This is a genomic window from Methanomassiliicoccales archaeon, from assembly GCA_014361295.1.
In the GTDB taxonomy this organism is placed as follows: domain Archaea; phylum Thermoplasmatota; class Thermoplasmata; order Methanomassiliicoccales; family JACIVX01; genus JACIVX01.
In genome coordinates this window covers 899,293-918,353 of the sequence record JACIVX010000001.1, presented here as the reverse complement: position 1 = coordinate 918,353, position 19,061 = coordinate 899,293, and the positions used below count along the sequence as shown (strand labels likewise).

The 19,061-nt window shown below is 46.0% G+C and carries 14 protein-coding genes, 3 tRNA genes and 1 pseudogene; 16 read left to right on the top strand and 2 right to left on the bottom strand.

Annotated elements, in window-relative coordinates:
- Window positions 1–62 precede the first annotated feature (62 nt).
- Entirely contained in the window at window positions 63–506 is a 444-nt protein-coding gene (locus H5T41_04590) for a 4Fe-4S dicluster domain-containing protein (GenBank protein MBC7108051.1), read from the top strand.
- 2 nt (window positions 507–508) lie between these two features.
- A complete protein-coding gene (locus tag H5T41_04585) occupies window positions 509–2,332 on the top strand; it encodes an aldehyde ferredoxin oxidoreductase family protein (GenBank protein ID MBC7108050.1) in 1,824 nt (607 codons plus the stop codon).
- Between the two features lie 23 nt (window positions 2,333–2,355).
- Here H5T41_04585 and H5T41_04580 read toward each other — a convergent pair whose 3' ends face one another.
- A complete protein-coding gene (locus H5T41_04580) occupies window positions 2,356–2,916 on the bottom strand; it encodes a CBS domain-containing protein (protein ID MBC7108049.1) in 561 nt (186 codons plus the stop codon).
- 295 nt (window positions 2,917–3,211) lie between these two features.
- On the opposite strand from H5T41_04580, the gene H5T41_04575 reads away from it, so the two are divergent.
- The 10 genes from H5T41_04575 (at window position 3,212) to H5T41_04530 (ending at window position 12,785) form a co-directional block, all read left to right on the top strand.
- Window positions 3,212–3,805 carry a TIGR00296 family protein gene (locus H5T41_04575; GenBank protein ID MBC7108048.1) on the top strand — a complete coding sequence of 198 codons (594 nt, stop codon included), beginning with the start codon at window positions 3,212–3,214 and terminating at the stop codon, window positions 3,803–3,805.
- Between the two features lie 4 nt (window positions 3,806–3,809).
- Window positions 3,810–5,084 carry a dihydroorotase gene (gene pyrC / locus H5T41_04570; GenBank protein ID MBC7108047.1) on the top strand — a complete coding sequence of 425 codons (1,275 nt, stop codon included), beginning with the start codon at window positions 3,810–3,812 and terminating at the stop codon, window positions 5,082–5,084.
- The gene (locus tag H5T41_04565; GenBank protein ID MBC7108046.1) at window positions 5,056–6,186 is read left to right on the top strand and encodes a YkgJ family cysteine cluster protein; all 1,131 of its coding nucleotides are present in this window, start codon (window positions 5,056–5,058) and stop codon (window positions 6,184–6,186) included. Before pyrC ends, H5T41_04565 begins: the two co-directional genes overlap by 29 nt.
- A 67-nt stretch (window positions 6,187–6,253) precedes the next feature.
- The gene (locus H5T41_04560) at window positions 6,254–6,469 is read left to right on the top strand and encodes a small nuclear ribonucleoprotein (GenBank protein MBC7108045.1); all 216 of its coding nucleotides are present in this window, start codon (window positions 6,254–6,256) and stop codon (window positions 6,467–6,469) included.
- Window positions 6,470–6,505: 36 nt separating this feature from the next.
- Entirely contained in the window at window positions 6,506–6,673 is a 168-nt protein-coding gene (locus H5T41_04555; GenBank protein ID MBC7108044.1) for a 50S ribosomal protein L37e, read from the top strand.
- A 19-nt stretch (window positions 6,674–6,692) separates the two neighbouring features.
- Window positions 6,693–8,096, top strand: coding sequence for an amidophosphoribosyltransferase (purF, locus tag H5T41_04550; protein MBC7108043.1), 1,404 nt, complete (start codon window positions 6,693–6,695; stop codon window positions 8,094–8,096).
- A 143-nt stretch (window positions 8,097–8,239) separates the two neighbouring features.
- Window positions 8,240–8,312, top strand: a tRNA-Ala gene (locus tag H5T41_04545).
- A gap of 1,198 nt (window positions 8,313–9,510) precedes the next feature.
- Entirely contained in the window at window positions 9,511–10,410 is a 900-nt protein-coding gene (gene dapA / locus H5T41_04540) for a 4-hydroxy-tetrahydrodipicolinate synthase (protein ID MBC7108042.1), read from the top strand.
- A 295-nt stretch (window positions 10,411–10,705) separates the two neighbouring features.
- The gene (locus tag H5T41_04535; protein ID MBC7108041.1) at window positions 10,706–11,704 is read left to right on the top strand and encodes a zinc-dependent alcohol dehydrogenase family protein; all 999 of its coding nucleotides are present in this window, start codon (window positions 10,706–10,708) and stop codon (window positions 11,702–11,704) included.
- Window positions 11,705–11,939: 235 nt separating this feature from the next.
- Window positions 11,940–12,785, top strand: coding sequence for an amidohydrolase family protein (locus tag H5T41_04530; protein MBC7108040.1), 846 nt, complete (start codon window positions 11,940–11,942; stop codon window positions 12,783–12,785).
- 31 nt (window positions 12,786–12,816) lie between these two features.
- On the opposite strand, the pseudogene H5T41_04525 reads toward H5T41_04530, so the two are convergent.
- A pseudogene (locus H5T41_04525) lies at window positions 12,817–13,391 on the bottom strand (nitroreductase family protein).
- A gap of 131 nt (window positions 13,392–13,522) precedes the next feature.
- On the opposite strand from H5T41_04525, the gene H5T41_04520 reads away from it, so the two are divergent.
- The 4 genes from H5T41_04520 (at window position 13,523) to H5T41_04505 (ending at window position 18,001) form a co-directional block, all read left to right on the top strand.
- Window positions 13,523–14,080 (top strand): hypothetical protein, encoded by a 558-nt coding sequence (locus H5T41_04520; GenBank protein MBC7108039.1) that lies wholly within the window; start codon window positions 13,523–13,525, stop codon window positions 14,078–14,080.
- Between the two features lie 51 nt (window positions 14,081–14,131).
- Window positions 14,132–14,255, top strand: a tRNA-Arg gene (locus tag H5T41_04515).
- A gap of 179 nt (window positions 14,256–14,434) precedes the next feature.
- Window positions 14,435–14,605: transfer RNA gene (locus H5T41_04510), tRNA-Trp, on the top strand.
- A 600-nt stretch (window positions 14,606–15,205) separates the two neighbouring features.
- A complete protein-coding gene (locus H5T41_04505) occupies window positions 15,206–18,001 on the top strand; it encodes a cation-translocating P-type ATPase (GenBank protein MBC7108038.1) in 2,796 nt (931 codons plus the stop codon).
- Window positions 18,002–19,061: the final 1,060 nt, after the last annotated feature.

The following is a 19,061-nucleotide window of genomic DNA, read 5'->3' as shown; positions in this document are numbered from 1 at the left end:
AACGCTCGCGAAGTCAGGCAATCATTTTATCAATTCATGGTAATCTCCCAATGGGGTCTCGGATGTCTTTATGTCTTGTACCATATCCCGAAAACTGCACGGGTTGCCGCTTCTGCGAACTCGTATGTTCCCTTTCTCATGACAAAGTTGTCAACCTGAAAAAAGCACGATTGAGAATTGTTCGCAAGGACATTATCAACGATATTCCTGTGGTCTGCGCCCAGTGTACCAATCAAGAAGAAGAATGCTGCGCCAATGTCTGCCCTGAAAAAGCGATTTCATTTGACGGTACAGCGCTTGTTGTTGACGAGGAGAAGTGCACGGGCTGTGGTCTTTGCGAGGATGCATGCGCGTACGGAGTCATAAGAGTCGAGGGCATCGCCCAGAAGTGCGATTTGTGCGGGGGTGATCCTCTTTGCGTCAAATTTTGCCCGTTTGGTGCAATTAGGTACGAGGAGATGAAGAAAGAGAATTTCCAGAAAGTTCTTTCGTTGCTGGAGGGTTGATTGTGGAGGGTTACGGAGGCAGTATACTTTACATCAATCTCACGGACGGGAGTTTCAAGAAGCTGGGAATGACGAACAAGTTCAGTTCTAAATACCTGGGAGGGGAGGGCGTCGCGGTCAAGATCTTCACCGATCACGTAAATCCAAAAATTGATCCATTCGATCAGAAGAACGCAATCGTGATGGCACCAGGTCTCCTCACAGGTCTCCCGGCGCCGACGGCTAGTAAGACAGCGTTTGTCTCGAAGTCTCCTTTGACTGGAACGATCGCGGAATCGATCATGGGCGGTGGGATTGGTGCGCAGATGAAAGCGGCCGGTCTCGATGCAATCGCAATTACTGGCAAGAGCAAGCATCCTGCGTTATTGTTGATCGACGATGATCTTGTTAGATTCGAGAACGCATCCCATTATTGGGGAATGTTTACGCGTGATGCCGCGAAAGCAATCAAAGAGGATTACGGAGATTTCGTTGTTGCGACGATAGGTCCCGCCGGGGAATCGCTTGTTCGATATGCATGCATCGAGTGCGAGGATCGACAGGCGGGACGGGCTGGGCTCGGTGCAGTTTTCGGATCAAAAAATCTCAAGGCGATCGCGATCAGGGGGAGCAAAGACATTACCGTTCACGATCCAGATCGACTAATCTCCCTTGCACTCAGGTGGCAGGAAACGATAGAAAAAAGCAACGCGTTCATCGAGGATACAAAATACGGTAGCGGAGAGTTCCTTGAGTGGGTTAATGCGGAGCGTGGTGTTTTTCCGACAAGGAACTGGAAGGAAGGGGTTTTCAACGAAAGGAAAAAGATTGATCCTTATTACTGGGCGCCAAGATATGCGATAAAAAACAAGGCGTGCTTTGCATGCACTAAATCATGTGGTAAACTTTTTGTCGTTCGCGATGGCCCCTATGCAGGCACCGTCCTCGACGGAATTGAGTACGAGACGCTTTATGCACTTGGCAGTCAGTGCGGAAACCCCGATATCGAAGCCCTTGCCAGGGCGAATGAACTTTGCGATCAATACGGCATTGATACGATTTCAACGGGTGTCGTCATTGGATTTGTTATGGAGCTTGTTGAGAAAGGATTGATCAGTGAGGAAGAGCTGGGCTTCGATTGTCGTTTCGGAATTGCTGATGCTGTACCGAAGATGGTCGAACTCATTGGTCAGAGAGATGGCCTCGGCGCTCTCTTTGGAGAAGGTGTTCTCAGGATCTCCAAAACCATTGGCCGCGGATGCGAGGATTTTGCCATGCATGTAAAAGGAATGGAACCTCCAGCATATGACGTAAGGGGTATGAAGGGAATGGGCCTTGGTTTCATGACATCATCAAGGGGCGCCTGTCATCTCAGATCCGGATTCTATGCTCTCGACCTTACCGGAAAATTCTGGCGTTTCAGTGGCGTTGATCGACTGTCACCGATTGGCAAGGGAGAAGCGGTTAAATTGATGGAGGACTTCATGATGGTCTACGATTGCCTCGGTGTCTGTAAGTTTTCCAGGGGATTCTTTAAGATCGAGGGCTTCATCGAGCTGCTGGATGCGGCGATCGGAAAATCGTTTACGGAGGAGGATCTCCTTCTTATTGGCGAAAGAATCAACAACCTAAAGCAACTGTTCAACCTAGGTGCGGGAATCGGAAGGGAAAGCTATCGCTTACCGAAAAGGATCACTCATGAGCCGATTCCCGCAGGTGTTTCGAAAGGGGCAGTCTTAACGGTCGAGGAAGCGGAGAGGATGCTCAGCGATTACTTCACCGCGCGTGGCTGGGATGAAAACGGTTTCCCAACAAAAGAAAAATTAGCACAGCTCGGATTGGGGTGATTTGATTTCCAAAACCAGAACGATTATAAGAGCTGGTCGTAACACGATGAACAGAGGAGTTGTCCTTCATGCATCCGCAGCTCGTTGGAATAGGAACCGCAACTGTCGCAGTATCCCTCAGCGAGTCTAGCAGTTGACGCATTCACCGATGCTCGGCCCCTGATCCGCGCCCACTCCCTCGTAATCTCGATAAGTGAAGGAGATAACTTCAAGATGTCATTTTCCGTCAAAATGCCAATGAGCTTTCCCTGCTTTACGACGGGCAATCGTCTGACCTTTAACGTTGACATTTTCTTGGCCGCAGAGGAGACGCTTTCCTTCGGACCGACGGTGATCAACGGCGAAGACATGATCTCTTTTACTTTGACCTTCGATGGTACCTTGTTCTCCGCGACGACTTTGTTGACAAGATCTCTTTCTGTGATAATGCCAATAGCTTCACCATCTTGAGCGATGACAATACTTCCCACTCTTTCCGCCCTCATCAATTTTGCCGCTTCTTGAACCGTCATCTCCGGATCGCCAATGATCGGCGTTTTCGTCATGATTTCCTCGACAAGGATGTCGTCTGCCCTGCTGCTCATGATAATATGATTGTTGATGAAAGTAGAAATTCTTTTTGAAAGAACTCATGGTTCAATAACCTCTACATAGAACGATGCATAAAAACAGTTGACATCTCATTTCATTTTCGCAGACATCGACAAAAAGATCAAACGGAGATCAAATTGAACTTACTCTTTCTAGTCATTTCTAAGATCCTATTGGCAGGATTGAATGATTTTCGCGTCGGTGTTTTTCCGCTTGAAAATCGCAAGTCTCCATTGCACAAGAGATAAATCTGACCAAAGAAATGGCATTTGAGGAGACGGGAACATTATGAACGACACAGAAGGCGAAGTGGCAGTGAGAATGGCGCGAAAGGTTGTCGATGCGGAGGCACGACGCGAGAAAGTCAAAGATGTCGATCTTCCTGAGAGTTTCAGCGAGAAACGGGGAGTTTTCGTCACTCTTTCAACTTACCCAGACCACGATTTGCGCGGTTGCATCGGCTATCCAGAACCTGTATTTTCTCTCGAGAAAGCCCTGGTTATGGCGGCGCAGTCAGCATGCCACGATCCGAGATTTCCTCCTCTGAGGGAACACGAATTAAAGGGGATCGTGGTCGAAGTCAGCATATTAACACCGCCCCAGATGATCAAAGTCTCCGATCCAAAGAAATTGCCGGAACAGGTCATCGTTGGGGAAGATGGTCTCATCGTCGAAATGGGTCCTTTTCGCGGTCTTCTTTTACCGCAGGTCCCAGTTGAATATGGTTGGGACGTGGAGGAGTTTCTCTCTCACACCTGCATGAAGGCTGGTTTAACACCTGATTGCTGGTTGGATAAGCGGGCAAGATTTTTTAAATTCCAGGCGGAAATTTTCGCTGAAGAGAAACCGTATGGACCTGTTGCAAGAAAAACGCTGAAGTGATTCAATGGAGACCGTTGTCGAAGGACGAGCGTATTATCAAGGAAATCTTGTCGAATGCTGTATCGGTATCGAAGGAGGAAAGATTGTTTCGATCAAAAAGGTCTTGAAGGGAGAAAAGCATTACAATTATTCTAATAAGCTCATTCTTCCAGCTGCTATCGATGCACATGTGCATTTTAGAGATCCCGGCCTAACGTACAAAGAGGACTTCCAGACAGGTACAATAGCAGCCGCGTTTGGAGGCGTATCGTGTATTTTCGATATGCCTAATACGTTGCCCCCAGCAATCTCGAGCGAGACGATCAAAGAAAAGATGGAGTCGGTCGCAAAGAAGGCATGGATCGACTTCGGTCTCTTTGGGGGCTGTGTTTCTTCATTTAAACCTGAATCGATTGCGGATATGGTTATTGGCTATAAATTGTTCATGAGCTCAATAACGGGAGAGCTCCTTGTTCCAGATGATCAATCAATGATAAAAATAATGACATCGGTTTCTAAGACCGGAAAAGTGATCAGCGTTCATGCGGAAGATGAAAGGATGATTCGGAAGCTTCCTGAAATAAATCTTCTGGACCACGATCGCAATAGACCGATTGAGGCAGAGATCAGTGCCATAGAAAAACTCGTTTCGAATTTTTCAGGAAATAGAGTTCATATTTGTCATATCTCTTCGGCACGGAGCTTCAACTCGATTAGAGACACGAAATTCACGACCGAGGTGACACCGCATCATCTCCTTCTTGACAATTCGTGCGAGCTTGGAGCGTTCGGGAAAGTCAACCCACCATTGAGGAATAGAAACGAACGGGAGCTTTTGTTCGAGGCATTCATTCAGGGGAAATTCGATATCATCGCTTCGGACCATGCGCCCCATACGATCGAGGAGAAAGAAGACGATTTCGACGTCGCTCCGTGTGGAATGCCTGGTGTTGAAACAACAGTTCCGCTCATGCTTAATCTTGTGAAGCGTGATCTTATCGATCTCAAGACATTTACGAAATGCGCCTGCGAAAGGCCCGCTGAAATTTTCGGCTTACGCAAGGGGAGGATTGAAGTCGGTTTCGACGGCGATCTCATTGTCGTCGATCACAAGAAGATCGAAAGAATTAAGGCGGAGAATCTGCACAGTAAGTGCGACTGGACCGCTTTTGAAAATTACGAGGCAATCTTTCCGCACGCACTTTTCCTCAGGGGGATGCTTGTGATGGAGGATCGTTCAATCGTCGGCGAACGGGCCGGGAGGAATGTTGTTGTTCGAAGAGAAAAATCTCAGCATTGACCTCTCTCAACTTCGGGGATTCAGATTCAAATGTCTTGAACGGTGCCAGCTCTGCTGTCTTTGTCAGCCAGAGCTTTTGCAGGGGGAAGTGGGATATTTTCTCAAGCATTACAGAGACGCCGTTTGTTTCAAGAAAAGACCGCACCAGCATTATGCAATCAAGTCGAAGCAAAATCAAGGTCCCTGTGTTTTCCTTGTCGACAGAAAATGTATGGTTTACAATTCCAGACCTCATTTCTGCTGTCAATTCCCTATCCATTTTCATGTCTTAGATCGAATCCAAGCGGAGCTTGACCTTTCATGCAGAGGAATATGGAATGATCAGGGAGATGATCTCGAGGGCATCGCATCGCAACTAATTTATGACAAAACTGAAACTTTCGCTAGAACTCTGAAGGAATCAAGAAAGCTCTACTCAGAATTCATTTCGGAGTGTCGAGATGCGGGATTGTGGAGAGATCCTGGAGATTTGAGAATGCAGGTCAATCAAGCACTTGAGAAATTTCTGGATTTGAGATTCCTTGCTCGAATGCTCGAATTATCTGTCGAGGACGATGAGTTAAATTTAAGTGAAATAAAAGATGAAAAGTCATTGAAAATCGAATCTGTTGATATCGCAAGGGTCGCAATGAAAGCAACCCTCGACTCGATATCTGTTTCCAAAATCGTCGACGCGCCAGTATACTGCGATGACGAGGGTTACTGGAACGTTTTCATGACAAAGGGAAGCAAGATCGATTGGTCTAGGATACTTGACGATGGCAGCGTTGAACATATCGAGACTATCGATCCGAAGTCTGTGGAATTGTTGGTACCTGATCAGAACGGAAGGAGATTGCTCTTGAGATATCTGATGATGTTAAATGAACGGGACAGCGTTTTCGGATACGCGTGCTATCTCGTTGATTCTTACCAATACGAGGATTTTCTTTCAAACGTTTACTTTGGTATCATTGGCAGTTCGATTCTCGACTTGCTTTGGAGGGGTTCATTATTGGCATTTCTGCAGGGAAGGAAACTCGATGAAACCGGAGTTAAGGAAGCAATTATTTTTTTTGATATGGATTTACTGGATGCACCGACGATCGGGGCCTTCGTATAATTTCAACCAATCAATAAACGCAAAGATTCAAATAGTCTGGGCGTTATCGGGCAACTGGTGACTGAGTATGCAAAAACCTCTCACGGTTCTCAATCAGGCCATTAACCGCCATGTCATCGTTGAGCTCAAAGCGAACAGGGAGTATAGGGGAATTTTGGACGGATACGATCCTCATATGAATCTCGTGCTCAAGAATGTCGAAGAGCTCGTCAACAAAGAAGTTGTCAGGAAACTCGACATCGCTATTGTGAGAGGCGATAACGTCATCTACATTTCACCTTGATGGTAGTGAAAATGAAAGCGTAAGGAGAGAAGAAGAATGGTCAAAGGTACACCTTCAAAAGGAAAGCATGCAAATCGTAAAACACACATCCCCTGCCGCAGGTGCGGTAAAAAATCCTATAACATTAGGGAAAAATATTGCGCTTCGTGCGGATACGGAAGAACCACTAAGTTGAGATCATATAGTTGGGCTAAGATGCATTGATTGATGAGGTGATGTCCTAATGGACAAGCCCGAGCACAGCTGCGGGGTCGTGGCAGCGGCTTTGAACTGCAACGCGGCCCCGACGCTGAAGAAGGCGCTTCGGGCAATTCAGCACCGGGGGCAGGAGAGCGCTGGCATTGCTGTTTTTGATAAAGGTATTAGATACCTTAGAGGGATGGGGCTTGTCCATGAGGTTCTGACCGGCAGGGACTTTGAATCCCTGAGGGGAAATGTTGGCATCGGGCATGTTCGTTACTCAACGACTGGTGCTTCGAGCTTTGAAAACTGCCAGCCACTTGTTGTTTCAACGTCAGCGGGTGAACTGGCAATAGGACATAACGGTGACATTGTTAATGCGGAAAAGGTCCGCAAAAAACTCCAGTCAGAAGGATGGGCTTTCCTAACGAGCACTGATTCGGAGATCATCATTAGAATCCTAGCGAATGAACTCACACAATATGGAGATCCTATTAGGGCGATCAAGAACACGATGAGGGTACTCGATGGTGCTTACTCGCTCGCACTTATGATCGGGGGGCGTGTCTTCGGTGTCAGGGATCCACTTGGTTTCAGACCCCTTTGCGTCGGCAAGCTTCCGAACGGCTTCGCGATAGCATCGGAGAGCGCGGTCTTTGATGTTCTTCACGGAGAATTCATCAGGGATGTCGAGCCGGGGGAAATTATTGAGCTGACGCCAGATCGCTTTTCATCAACGAAGCTTCCAGGCTCTGCTCACACCGCTCACTGCATGTTTGAATGGGTCTATTTTGCGAGACCTGATTCCATTATTGACGGACGGGAGGTTTACAGCGTCAGGAAAAGAATTGGTAGAAAGCTCGCAGAGGAGCAACCAGTCGATGCGGATGTCGTTGTCGCGGTGCCCGACTCAGGAAGGGGCCATGCCCTTGGATTCGCCGAGTATTCTGGGATTAAATACGAGGAAGGCTTCATGAAGAACCGCTACATCGAGCGGACTTTCATTTTACCTGAGCAGAATCAGAGGGATGAAGGTGTTTTACTCAAGTTGAATCCTATCAGATCGACGGTCAGCGGGAAGCGGGTTGTAATCGTTGACGATAGCATTGTTCGCGGAACGACGATGCGCAAGATTGTGCAAATGGTACGGAGGGCTGGGGCGAAGGAAGTTCATGTTCGTGTCGGTTGTCCCCCGATCAGGGCACCATGTTACTACGGCATTGATATGAAGACGCGCGAACAGTTCATCGCGGTCAACCGTTCGTTTGAAGAGATCTCGAAGATGATTACGGCCGATAGCATCGGATATATCAGCATTAAGGGTTTAGTTGAAGCTCTCGAGATTCCTGAAAGCGATCTGTGTCTTGGATGTCTGACCGCTGAATATCCGACGAATGTGCCTGGAGAAAAGATGCGATTCCAGCAGAAACTTGAGGTTGAATTGTAAATGGATGGATTGTTAATCAATTCACTGATATATGAATGATTGTCTAATCTCGGTTATGCGTTTTTGGAATTATTGCTTCAAGTTTCCGCATCGCTATGAATGGTAAGATTTAATTACAAAAATTCCCTTGAGAGCAGATGCGTGGGCCGGTAGATCAGCTGGAAGATCGCTATCTTGGCATGGTAGAGGTCGCGAGTTCAAATCTCGCCCGGTCCACTTTTCACATAACCTGTCATGTCGATTTTTTTTTTGATAACAATAGTTTTCCATGTACGATGATTTAATTCTCTTCTCTTTTTTTTAGCGTCTATCAATTGCTGGCCTACTCACGCTCGATGTTCGCGTTGTATTTTTGTGCGATTTCGATTTTTCAATTGTGGTCGGTTGCATGGACTTTTGGGAACGCGCGAGAAGTTCCTATTAGCCATGATGGGGGTTAGGCCGATTTCAACCCGTTCTGCTGAGCATCGAGCGGTGCCTTAGTCAATTATCTCTATCTGTGATCTATCTGTGGCTACGAACCTAATTCTTGAGCGACTTCCGTATATGCATGAGCGAATGGTAGAAAACATTCATAATTTCTAACCGCAAACAGCGTCAATAAAAAGTCCGCTAAATACTGAAACATAAAGTTTTCTAACATCCTTCATGGTACCAAACGAAATTTCTCTGAAAACAGACCGTATGCTTTCCTAATTACGCGGTTCATTCAAGAAATCTCGAAGAGTAATTTGCATTTCCAGAGTGAATTTATCTTCCCAATTCCTTCATCATTCTCAACAGAACTTCTTTAAGCCCGGGCAGTTTTCAATCATGCTTGTCGTTCTGAAAGGAGGACATCCTGCCGGCGCATCTGTTCATTTTCTCATAATGATCTGGATCGGCGTGGCTACTTCATTCGCGGTCAATGTGATTCTGATCGGTATGTTGTCTCTCTGATCGATAAAGAATTTATTGCTCAATTTTTCAATGTTAATTGCTTTGGTCTCATCATTTGTCAAATGATTGTCGGAATTCATACAAGCAGGTAATAAAAGCATATCTTCAATTGTCGTGAAATCATTGAGATAAGCGAACACCGAAGGCAGATTCGCCCATTCGTCAGAAGTGGAGGACTTCGCCCGAAAATCAGAGGATTGAAGTAGGAAACTCCAAGGAAGACCATCAAATTTATCAGGCAATTTAGAATTCTCATGAGTCTCAGCGAATTTGATCTAAGGTTCCTAGCATTGCACTTGCCTCCTTCTTTATTCCCCTCTTTTGACGTGATTTGTTGCGCTTTTTTGAGATATAACGGAAATTTGTAACAAGCATTCATTCACACCGATCAATAAACAGGTTTTCTTGTGCTGGATTAGTGTGGCAATATTAAAAAACCTTGAGAGGATATCTAGAAAGGTCGGGGGTATTTGTTATGCTTACCGCTGCAGATTTAAAAGGGATTGTCGTTGCCATCGTCACCCCGTTTACGCGGGAAGACGAAGTTGACATCGAAGGCCTTAGAAAGCTCGTGGATTTCTATGTGAAAAATGGGATTCATGGCATAATGACGACTGGAGGAAACGGAGAATTTCCGCATCTTCTTCCTGAGGAAAGAAAGATGGTGTTAGAGCACGTTGTTGACGCTGTCCGAAGTCGAATTCCCGTTATTGCTTGTACCACCGGTTGCAGTGTTAAGGAGACGATTATTTACACCAAACATGCGGAAAATACGGGTGCGGATGCGGCCATCATCGTTCAGCCTTATTATTTCAAGCTCCCACCGGAACAGATCTTCCGGTATTATGAAGCGATTGCGAATAGCACCGAAATACCGATTGTTGTCTACAACAATCCAGGGTATACAAAAAATCCGATTCCGCCGAAGCTAATGACTAGGATTTTGAACATTAGGAATGTGATTGGCCTCAAGCAGAGCGAATATGATATCAGTCAGACAATCGAGATCATTCGGACGATGGGTGATCAGGTTTCGATCATGACTGGCATTGACAGCCAACTCTTCCCAGCGCTCTGCATCGGAGCAAAGGGAATCTTCTCAACGGCAGCCTGCGTTATCCCGAAGCAGATGGTCGAATTGTACGAAACGTTCATGCGAGGCGATGTCAGAAAAGCACTCGAAATCCATATGAAATTACAGACGATCAATCGATTCTTTGAGTACGATCCAGGATATGTAGCGCCATGCAAAGAAGCCTTGAAACTCATGGGTTTACCGGCCGGCCATGTGAGACCTCCGCTTCCGGCATTGTCTAATGAAGAGCGAGAACAGCTGAAGGAAGCTCTGGTTAATCTTGGGGTTCTGAAGAATTGAATGAATCTTTCAAGTAGCTTTTTTTTCTTTTTTTTGATAATCATCTATTTTCTTTTAGAATTCAAATCGATTATAAGTATGATAAATTGAAAAGGGCAGTAATTTGTGATTTATTTTAACAGATATGAAAAATCGCTTGCTGCATCATTCATTGACTCAAAAAACTTGATCAAATAAAGGGTTTCTATCATCCTACCGCATGCTCAGAATGTTACCTTACCTCGAAATGCCATTAAATCAATAACCCCTCAAATCAATACAATCAGACAATTCGAATCAATTGAGAGGTGATTCTCTGAGGGCAATGGTGCTCGAAGAATGCAAATCCGTCGAGGAAAAGCCTCTCAAACTTCTCGATGTTCCAAAACCAGTACCAGCTCGGAATGAAATAAGAATCAAAATCAAGGCCTGCGGCGTTTGCCATACGGATCTCCATACGGTTGAAGGTGAACTCTCCCTTCCAAAAATGCCTATCGTCCCAGGTCATGAGATAGTTGGTATTGTTGATGAACTCGGAGAAGAATGTCGCCGTTACAAGAAGGGAGAGCGGGTCGGTGTCGCATGGCTTTATTCCTCATGCGGTCTTTGTAAATTCTGCAAGATGGGGCTCGAGAATTTGTGTGAGAATGCAAAATTCACGGGTCTCCATGCAAATGGGGGATACGAAGAATACATGGTCGTAAGGGAAGATTATGCGTATCCTATCCCAGATATTTTTTCAGATGAGAATGCGGCACCATTGCTTTGCGCTGGTATTATCGGATATAGATCGTTCCGTCTTTCTAATATAAAGCCAGGTCAAAAATTGGGACTCTTCGGTTTCGGTGCGTCAGCCCATATTGTTATTCAGATCGCAAACATCCTAGGATGTGATGTTTACGTGTTTACAAGGAGTGAAAAACATAGAGAACATGCAAGAAAACTTGGAGCCAAATGGGTTGGGGATGCACGGGACATTTGTCCAGAGAAACTCGATAGTGCTATCATATTTGCGCCTGCTGGATGGATCGTCAGAGAAGCACTCAAATCGCTCGATCGTGCAGGGGTTTTGGTGATAAATGCGATACATATGTCTCCGATACCCGAGCTTCCGTATGATTTATTATGGCATGAGCGGAAAATTGTGAGCGTTGCGAACGTGACGAGGGAAGACGCAGAACAATTTCTCAAAATTGCCGGACGGATTCCTATCAGGACAGAAGTTCGTTTATTCAAACTTGAAGATGCGAATGTGGCACTCGAATTGATGAAGAAATCGGAAATTGAAGGTGCGGCGGTGCTCAGAATCGAATGAGATTTCAATTACCTTTCTTCATATGGTTTGTTGCATCCTTAATAATGGGTGTTATTTCAGAGAACCGTAGGACCCATACAAAATGGTTGTTGATTCAAATGTTTCCTTCTAAAATTAAAAATCATTGTTTTCGCGCTTTCATAACAATCCTAGCCAGCAATCAATAAATATACACGATCGTCTTCGCGACAAGAGCATGATTATTGATTCCCACGTGCACATTTGGAAACGGACGATGCTACCAAATTCGATACTAAGGGCGTATCTTGAGCCTTTACTCGAGCTAGACGGTCTCATCGATATGAGCGTCGATAGGGAACAGGACTGGCCAATGTCTGAAGTTGATGCGGAGATGCTCATATCTTCCATGGATGTCGCTGGCGTCGACAAAAGTGTGATCTTGCCGCTTGACTTTGGAAGAATTGAGGAACCGCGGGTAGGCATTGAAATGTATAATGAATGGGTCTTTGAATCCTGCCTCACTTACGAAGACAGGCTTATCCCTTTTATCGGTATCGATCCAATGAGGGGGGAAAGAGCACTGGATATTGTTGAAAAAATGGTCAAGAAATTCGATGCAAAAGGGGTGAAGATTTACCCAGGGACTGGTTTTCGTCCTGATGATGACTCAGTCAGAGAATTCTGGCAGCTTATTGATGGTCTAAATCTCGTTGTCGTCTCTCATGCTGGAGCTAGCTGGGGGCCGCTTGATGAAAATTTCAATCATCCAATCTATTTCTGGAATGTTCTTGAGCGGTTTCCATCAATTAAAATCATCATCGCGCATCTTGGCGGAAAGTGGCGATTCGAGACCTATGAAATGGCCAAGGAATTCAAGAATGTGTATGCAGACTGCTCAGCTCTTCAGGGTTGGCTCCCCTCCCAATCAGAAGTCGCGATTTCACGTCTGAAGGAGGCAGCATCTATCATGCCAGATCGTCTAATCTTTGGCTCAGACTGGCCACTCTTTGACATGAGTTATCCGTATTCTCAATGGGTTCGATTCGTCATTGAAAAGGGTTGGGCAAGCGAAGAAATCAAGGAAAGAGTGCTCGGTAAGACCTTTGCCTCTCTGATCTAGTATGTGCTGTGACTCTTACTCAAGTGATAAACTAGATTGTGAATGGATTTCCCCAGCTATTCGCGAAGAAATTTTCACCGATCGGTTTTCGATCTGGCCTTGTCTTTTCGGCTTCGAGTTGTTTAGCTGAGAGAAGCGATGAATCAGTGCCTAGGTATCCGCATACCACGAGCGTAATAACAATGTATTCATCTGGAATTCCCAGGACCTTTTTAATTTCGACGGGATCGTAACCTGCTATGGGATGGGCTATCAATCCGAGATCGGTCGCGCGCAAAAGCATTTGTCCTATCGCTAGACCACAGCTGAAGAGATGGTAATCTCTGCGATCGCTGAGGCGGCAATCGTCCTCAGCCCTCGACGCGACGACGAAAATCAGGGGAGATCGCGTGGCCCATGTATTTCCCTTTGAGAGTGCGCTTTTGACCTTTTGCAGCGTTTCATCATCATGGACAATCACGATGCGCCAAGGTTAGGTTGATTGTTAAAACATGAAGGCGCGAGTCTTATCGCATCTACGAGTTCCTTCACAATCTCTCTTTCGATCGATCTCGTCTCGAGGATTCTCCTCGCCCTTCTCTTTTCAATCGCCTCCTGCACTTCCATATGATTCATCCCTAAGTCATCTATTGGGGCGCATCGCTCATAATCATTGCGTTTTTCCAGTTATCATTCAAGAGCGACTTGATTTGCAGTCGATCAAAAGATTAGTAAACAAGAAATCAATATCAAATAAGTTGATCGACGGATATCTCTCTGAACCTATTCCTGCCCTTGTCCTCTTCATTGGCGGATTAGTCGCGATTGCGATCGCGCTAATCGGCAAGAATCAAAGGAGTTACCTCGATGAAATTCTTGCGGGCATCGGTTTCTTTATTGGTGCATTCATGATTTTTGTAGGCGTCTCAATTTATAAGAAAAGCGGATGGGAACAGTCGTCCACTTTGCTTATTTTTATCGCGCTTGGCCTAGGGCTCTTCTTCCGCGTTGTCAGGAGAATCCGATGGGCGTCTCTGATAAGCCTTATTGCGGGCGTCGTTTTGGGCATTGCACTTCATGGTATCTCAAAATCATTTGCGATTGTCGTGCTAACACCGATTACCATTTTGATTATCATCTTTGTTGTCATGTTTTTAGTATACATTGTACTTAGGGTTCTTGAAGGAGTCATTGACTTCTTTGGAGGCGTTATCAGCTTCCGTCCAATTCTTTTCTTTCTTGGCTTGTTGGCAATTGCCGAATCGGTGATGCTCTTGTTCGGTCATCCAATCCAATCGTTCTTGACCCTTGATTGATGTTGAAAATCTCTAAAGTTTTAAATTGGAGAACTTATATCGAGTTTCTGCGGGCTCGTGGCTTAGCCTGGATATAGCGCTGGCCTTCTATCACGAGATTGCATCGTGGATGCAAGCCAGATGTCTCGGGTTCGAATCCCTTCTTCAGGGGGCGAAATTCCCGACGGGCCCGCCATTCTGTATCAAAAGGTTGATAAGTATCTATACAATCACGGCACGGATAAACGAGGAATATGGATGAAGAGAAGTTCACGCGCATGGAAGAAGCGAGGCAAGATGCGTTGGAAATGGCGAAAGAAGAAAATGCGACGCCGAAAGCGACAGCAGAAGATGAGGAAGGCTTAAGGATCGTATGGGGGTGTGGGGTAACACGGCATCCTCGCGGGCTCCAGTTAATTGGGCGTGATTGTCAACGGGTAGGCTGACCAGTGATGAATAACTGGAGCGATGACCCGTTAATTCGCGTGGGGTCGCTCCCCGCGTGGTGGAAACCCGCTGATCTGGGTTCAAATCCCAGCGCCCCCACTTTTCTTGATTGGATTGGATTTTAATAAACAAATTGAAATAAATATCTTTTTATCTGGATGTCCGAAGCATCGGAACGGAGATTTTGGCTGATTTCTTCCCTTCTATCTCCTTCCCGACTTTCTGCAGGCCACCAATCCTACTGCCGAGCTATACCGAATAGGAATCATTCTGATACGCGGTTCAGCATGATCGGTTATCGGCTCTGTCATCGCCTCGATGCCGAACCGAAATGGTGGAGAAAATGAGGTGTGAAGCAAGATTGTCGAACACAGCACCAGGACGTTGGCCTGCTCGGAGTTCGAATGAGCGTATCGATTCGGTGTCAGTAGCAGGAATGATTATTCAGCCAAGATATCAGGTTGCTTCTTGCAACCGAGCCGTGTTCGATTGATATCATGACTACTCCGGGTAATTCATCAGCATGGCTGGAGGTTCACGATTTTCTGGAAATAGTTGGCAACAAACCGCTCAGTTTTCAATTACTCTGAGAGAGAAAGAAGGTGAATCCGTAACAGATATTCAGATCTTAGGCAGCTGATGCACCTACTACTCAACTGTCGAAATCTTAAACTAGATATCATCCGCTTACGGCGAAGTGTGGAGAATCAATCGACGGTTGGAACGGTCATTGAAGATGCCTGGGAGTCCCTTGAAACTGACGTCGTGTTGTCTTTATTGAAGACTAATGGGGAGAACGGTCTGTCCACTGAAGAGGCTCGTTCACGATTGAGTGTCTATGGTTCGAATGAACTGGTAGGTCGTAAAAGAGTCTCGCCAATCCACATCCTGATTAAGCAATTCAAGAACTTGCTCCTTATTTTGCTGTTAATTGCCACATTTATCTCGGCTTTTATGGGAGAATTGATTGATGCGATAGTGATTATGGTAATTGTCGTATTTGTTGTTGTTCTGGGTTTCGCACAAGAATACAGGGCTGAGAGAGCCCTTGAAGCCCTCAAAAGGATCCTGACCCCCACGTGCACCGTGAGGCGCGATGGCGCAGAAATCCAGGTTCCAGTTAAGGAGTTGGTTCCCGGAGATATTGTGGTCTTGGCGGCTGGTGACAAAGTGCCAGCGGACATGCGCCTTATTGAGGCGACAAATCTCCAAGTGGATGAAGCTCCTCTCACTGGTGAGTCTTTGCCGGTCTCAAAAACGGTAAAACCGTTGCCGAGGAATGTGGCTCGATCGGAAAGGATCAACATGCTTTTTTTCGGGACAACTGTGATTTATGGAAAGGGGAAGGGCGTTGTCACGGCAACTGGAATGAGAACCGAGTTCGGTAAGATCGCAGAGGCTTTGAGTCAAGTCGAGGAGGAGAAGACTCCGCTTGAGAGGCGGATGGATGAGATTGGAAAAAAGCTAGGCTTCATCGCTTTATTTCTCGTGATTCTAATATTGGGCTATGAGACAATCATGAGTTTCTATCTCCATGGAGCATTGAGTTTCGAGTTCTTTTTCAGAGTCCTCTTATTTGCGGTGGCGTTGGCTGTCGCTGCAGTTCCCGAGGCGTTGCCAGCGATCGTCGCCGCAAATCTCGCTATAGGTATGCGCAAGATGGCTGAAAAGAATGCTCTTATTCGAAAAATGCACGCGATTGAGACCCTTGGTAGCACTCAAATAATCTGCACAGACAAGACAGGGACATTGACTAAGGGAGAAATGACTGTAAGACAAGTATACTTTGCGGGCAAACGATACGAAGTGACAGGGGTCGGCTACGAACCCTCTGGTGAGATACTCCTCGGAGGAGAGCCGATATCTATGGAGGAGAGGAAACTACTCACCAGACTAGCTAGGGCGGTTGTTCTCTGCAACGATGCTAGACTCGAATATGATGAGAGTGGAAGGAGAGTCGTGAGGGGAGATACGACTGAAGGGTCGCTCCTGGTGTTCGCAGAAAAAGTCGACTCGTCACTTGCCCAACTTCGCAGTGTTTACAGGCGTTTCAGTGAAATCCCTTTCAGTTCGGAAAGGAAGATGATGACGACAGTCCACGACTTCTCAGACACTGGTCGAATCGCAATTGCGAAGGGTGCCCCTGAGATCATATTGGCCCATTGTTCTCAACACGTGAAATCTGAATCGATTGAGCCACTTCCAGAAAATGAGAGAGATCGCATCTTGTCGATCGCCGAAGAGATGGCATCAAACGGCATGAGAGTTCTGGCTGTTGCAGAAAGAACTCTGTCGCCTAGCATCGACGTCGCAAGTGAAAAAGATGTTGAAAGGGACTTTGTCTTTCTTGGTCTCGTTGGTATGATGGATCCTCCGCGCAAAGACGCGATAGATGCCATAAATGTGGCAAAAAGAATAGGAATTAGGACAATCATGATTACGGGGGATCACAAGCTGACTGCTGTTGCCGTCGCAAGAGAGCTGGGGATCTATGCGGACGGAGATATGGTTTTGACGGGAAATGAACTTGAGCAGTTGTCAGATGAGGAGTACGAGAAAATCGTTGACAAAGTCACTGTCTATGCGCGAGTCTCTCCGTTGCACAAATTGAGAATAGTGGAGGCATGGAAGAAGCGGGATTATGTCGTCGCGATGACGGGAGATGGCGTGAATGACGCCCCCGCTTTGAAACGCGCGGACATTGGAATTGCAATGGGTATCACGGGTACCGATGTCGCCAAAGAAGCATCGCACATGATCCTTGGAGATGACAATTTCGCAACTATAATAAAAGCAGTGGAATACGGCCGGTTGATCTATGGCAACATCAAGAAGTATTTGACATTTTTGCTTCAAGCCAACTTGGTCGAAATCGCCGTTATCACCCTCGGCGCGCTTGTAGTCTTACCACTATTTGGGTTCTCAGGAGAAGGTGCGTTTCCTCTCCTTGCTGTTCATATTCTGTACATCAATCTCGCAACGGATGGCTTACCAGCATTGGCGTTGAGTTTCTCTCCTGGTGATCCGGACTTGATGAGACTGCCACCTCGACCTAAGAATGAACCGGTTTTCACCAAAGATGTTAAGCTTTTCCTGCTTCGCGCACTCGTCATCGAAACGCCCATCCTCCTGCTGGGCTTCGTGGCGGCTTTGCCACTAGGAGTTGAGAGTGCTAGAAGTAGAATGTTTTTGATGTTTATTGCCGTCGAGCTAGTTGTGGCACTGAGTTGTAGGTCATTGACATTCCCCATCAACAAAGTGAGACCTCACAAACTGCTTCTGCTCACCATATTATGGGAAGTTATGCTAATCGTCATATTGCTCCAGATCCCTACGACGAGGGAAGCACTCCATCTAGTATTTCCATCTTATGAAGACATCGTGTGGGTGATCGGCGGAGCGGTAATCGTTCTTCTCTCAATGGAATCACTCAAGCATCTTATCTCTCGCCATCGGAATAAGAAAGGATTGATTTCATTGAAGGCCGCTAGTTGACCCGTCGGAAAAGTGATCAACCATTCATACAGGACGACGACAGTATTGGAGATCATCACGAGCGTTCTCCTGCACGGGTATCAGAGAGCAACAAAGGGTATCAAATAAATGGGTTCCAGTCAGTGATGGCGTTTCCCCTTCGTGAGATGCTGGAAGAAGTCTCGTAAGCATGATTCCATCTGGTTGAGTCCTAGGTTAGCAGAAGCGATAAAACCAGCACCAAGGACATTACTTCTCTGATTTGTGAGAATTTTTGACGGAAGATCGACTGGCAAACGGATTATCAATTCTAAAGGTCTACAGGCGCAAATTATCCGTTTCCGGCCTTCACTTTTCTTCTGGGTTACCGATTATGAGTTCTATAGCTTTCTCGCTTCTTGTCCCGGACTCCTGTTAACTGTTTGATTCCGTTGATTTGAGACCAATGCTTACGAATGCACTCTTGATTCCTTATCCTTCTCCTTCGTCTATTACAGCCCGTCGACGCTTTGATCTTTCATGAGCACCTGCTCAAAATCCCCATACTGAGAAGGCGAAAGGAGTGGAGCTGGGTTGGAATTGCGAGTTAGGGATTCAGGGTCTGTTGGGATTATCGTTTTCGACAATTTTATGGGCTTAGCCGGAACAAAAATGTCGAATTGTGGAGGTCGGATGCACCATTCATAAGGGGCTCAGCCGATGACACAATGCATTAGGTCAAGCTGGATGTGTCAGTTTGAAACTACAATGATTTCTTGAAGTTCGAGTGAGATCCTCTATTCAACGGTCCTCATTTCTCTATTGTGATTTTACTTTGATCATACACTTTGATCATACATCTAGATGGATCTGACTCACTTGTTCCAGAAATCCTAAATTCCGGTGTATTCCAGATGTTTTATTTGGTTTTTGAAATCTTCTACAACCATTTGTTCAACCACTTGTTTATTGAATTGTTCGAGATCGATGACATGTAGCTGCAGGTTGCATATCATAAATATCATAAATACGTAAGTTGGTTGCAATTAGTGCAGATCTCACTAAGCACCCTCACGCAAACGAGTGCATCACTTTGATGATA

What these genes read in the sequence shown, in the direction of transcription:
- purF (MBC7108043.1), top strand. Translation starts at nt 6,693, where the DNA reads ATGGACAAGCCCGAGCACAGCTGCGGGGTCGTGGCAGCGGCTTTGAAC.
- H5T41_04560 (MBC7108045.1), top strand. Translation starts at nt 6,254, where the DNA reads ATGCAAAAACCTCTCACGGTTCTCAATCAGGCCATTAACCGCCATGTC.
- H5T41_04590 (MBC7108051.1), top strand. Translation starts at nt 63, where the DNA reads ATGTCTTTATGTCTTGTACCATATCCCGAAAACTGCACGGGTTGCCGC.
- pyrC (MBC7108047.1), top strand. Translation starts at nt 3,810, where the DNA reads ATGGAGACCGTTGTCGAAGGACGAGCGTATTATCAAGGAAATCTTGTC.
- H5T41_04580 (MBC7108049.1), bottom strand. Translation starts at nt 2,916, where the DNA reads ATGAGCAGCAGGGCAGACGACATCCTTGTCGAGGAAATCATGACGAAA.
- H5T41_04575 (MBC7108048.1), top strand. Translation starts at nt 3,212, where the DNA reads ATGAACGACACAGAAGGCGAAGTGGCAGTGAGAATGGCGCGAAAGGTT.
- H5T41_04530 (MBC7108040.1), top strand. Translation starts at nt 11,940, where the DNA reads ATGCTACCAAATTCGATACTAAGGGCGTATCTTGAGCCTTTACTCGAG.
- dapA (MBC7108042.1), top strand. Translation starts at nt 9,511, where the DNA reads ATGCTTACCGCTGCAGATTTAAAAGGGATTGTCGTTGCCATCGTCACC.
- H5T41_04555 (MBC7108044.1), top strand. Translation starts at nt 6,506, where the DNA reads ATGGTCAAAGGTACACCTTCAAAAGGAAAGCATGCAAATCGTAAAACA.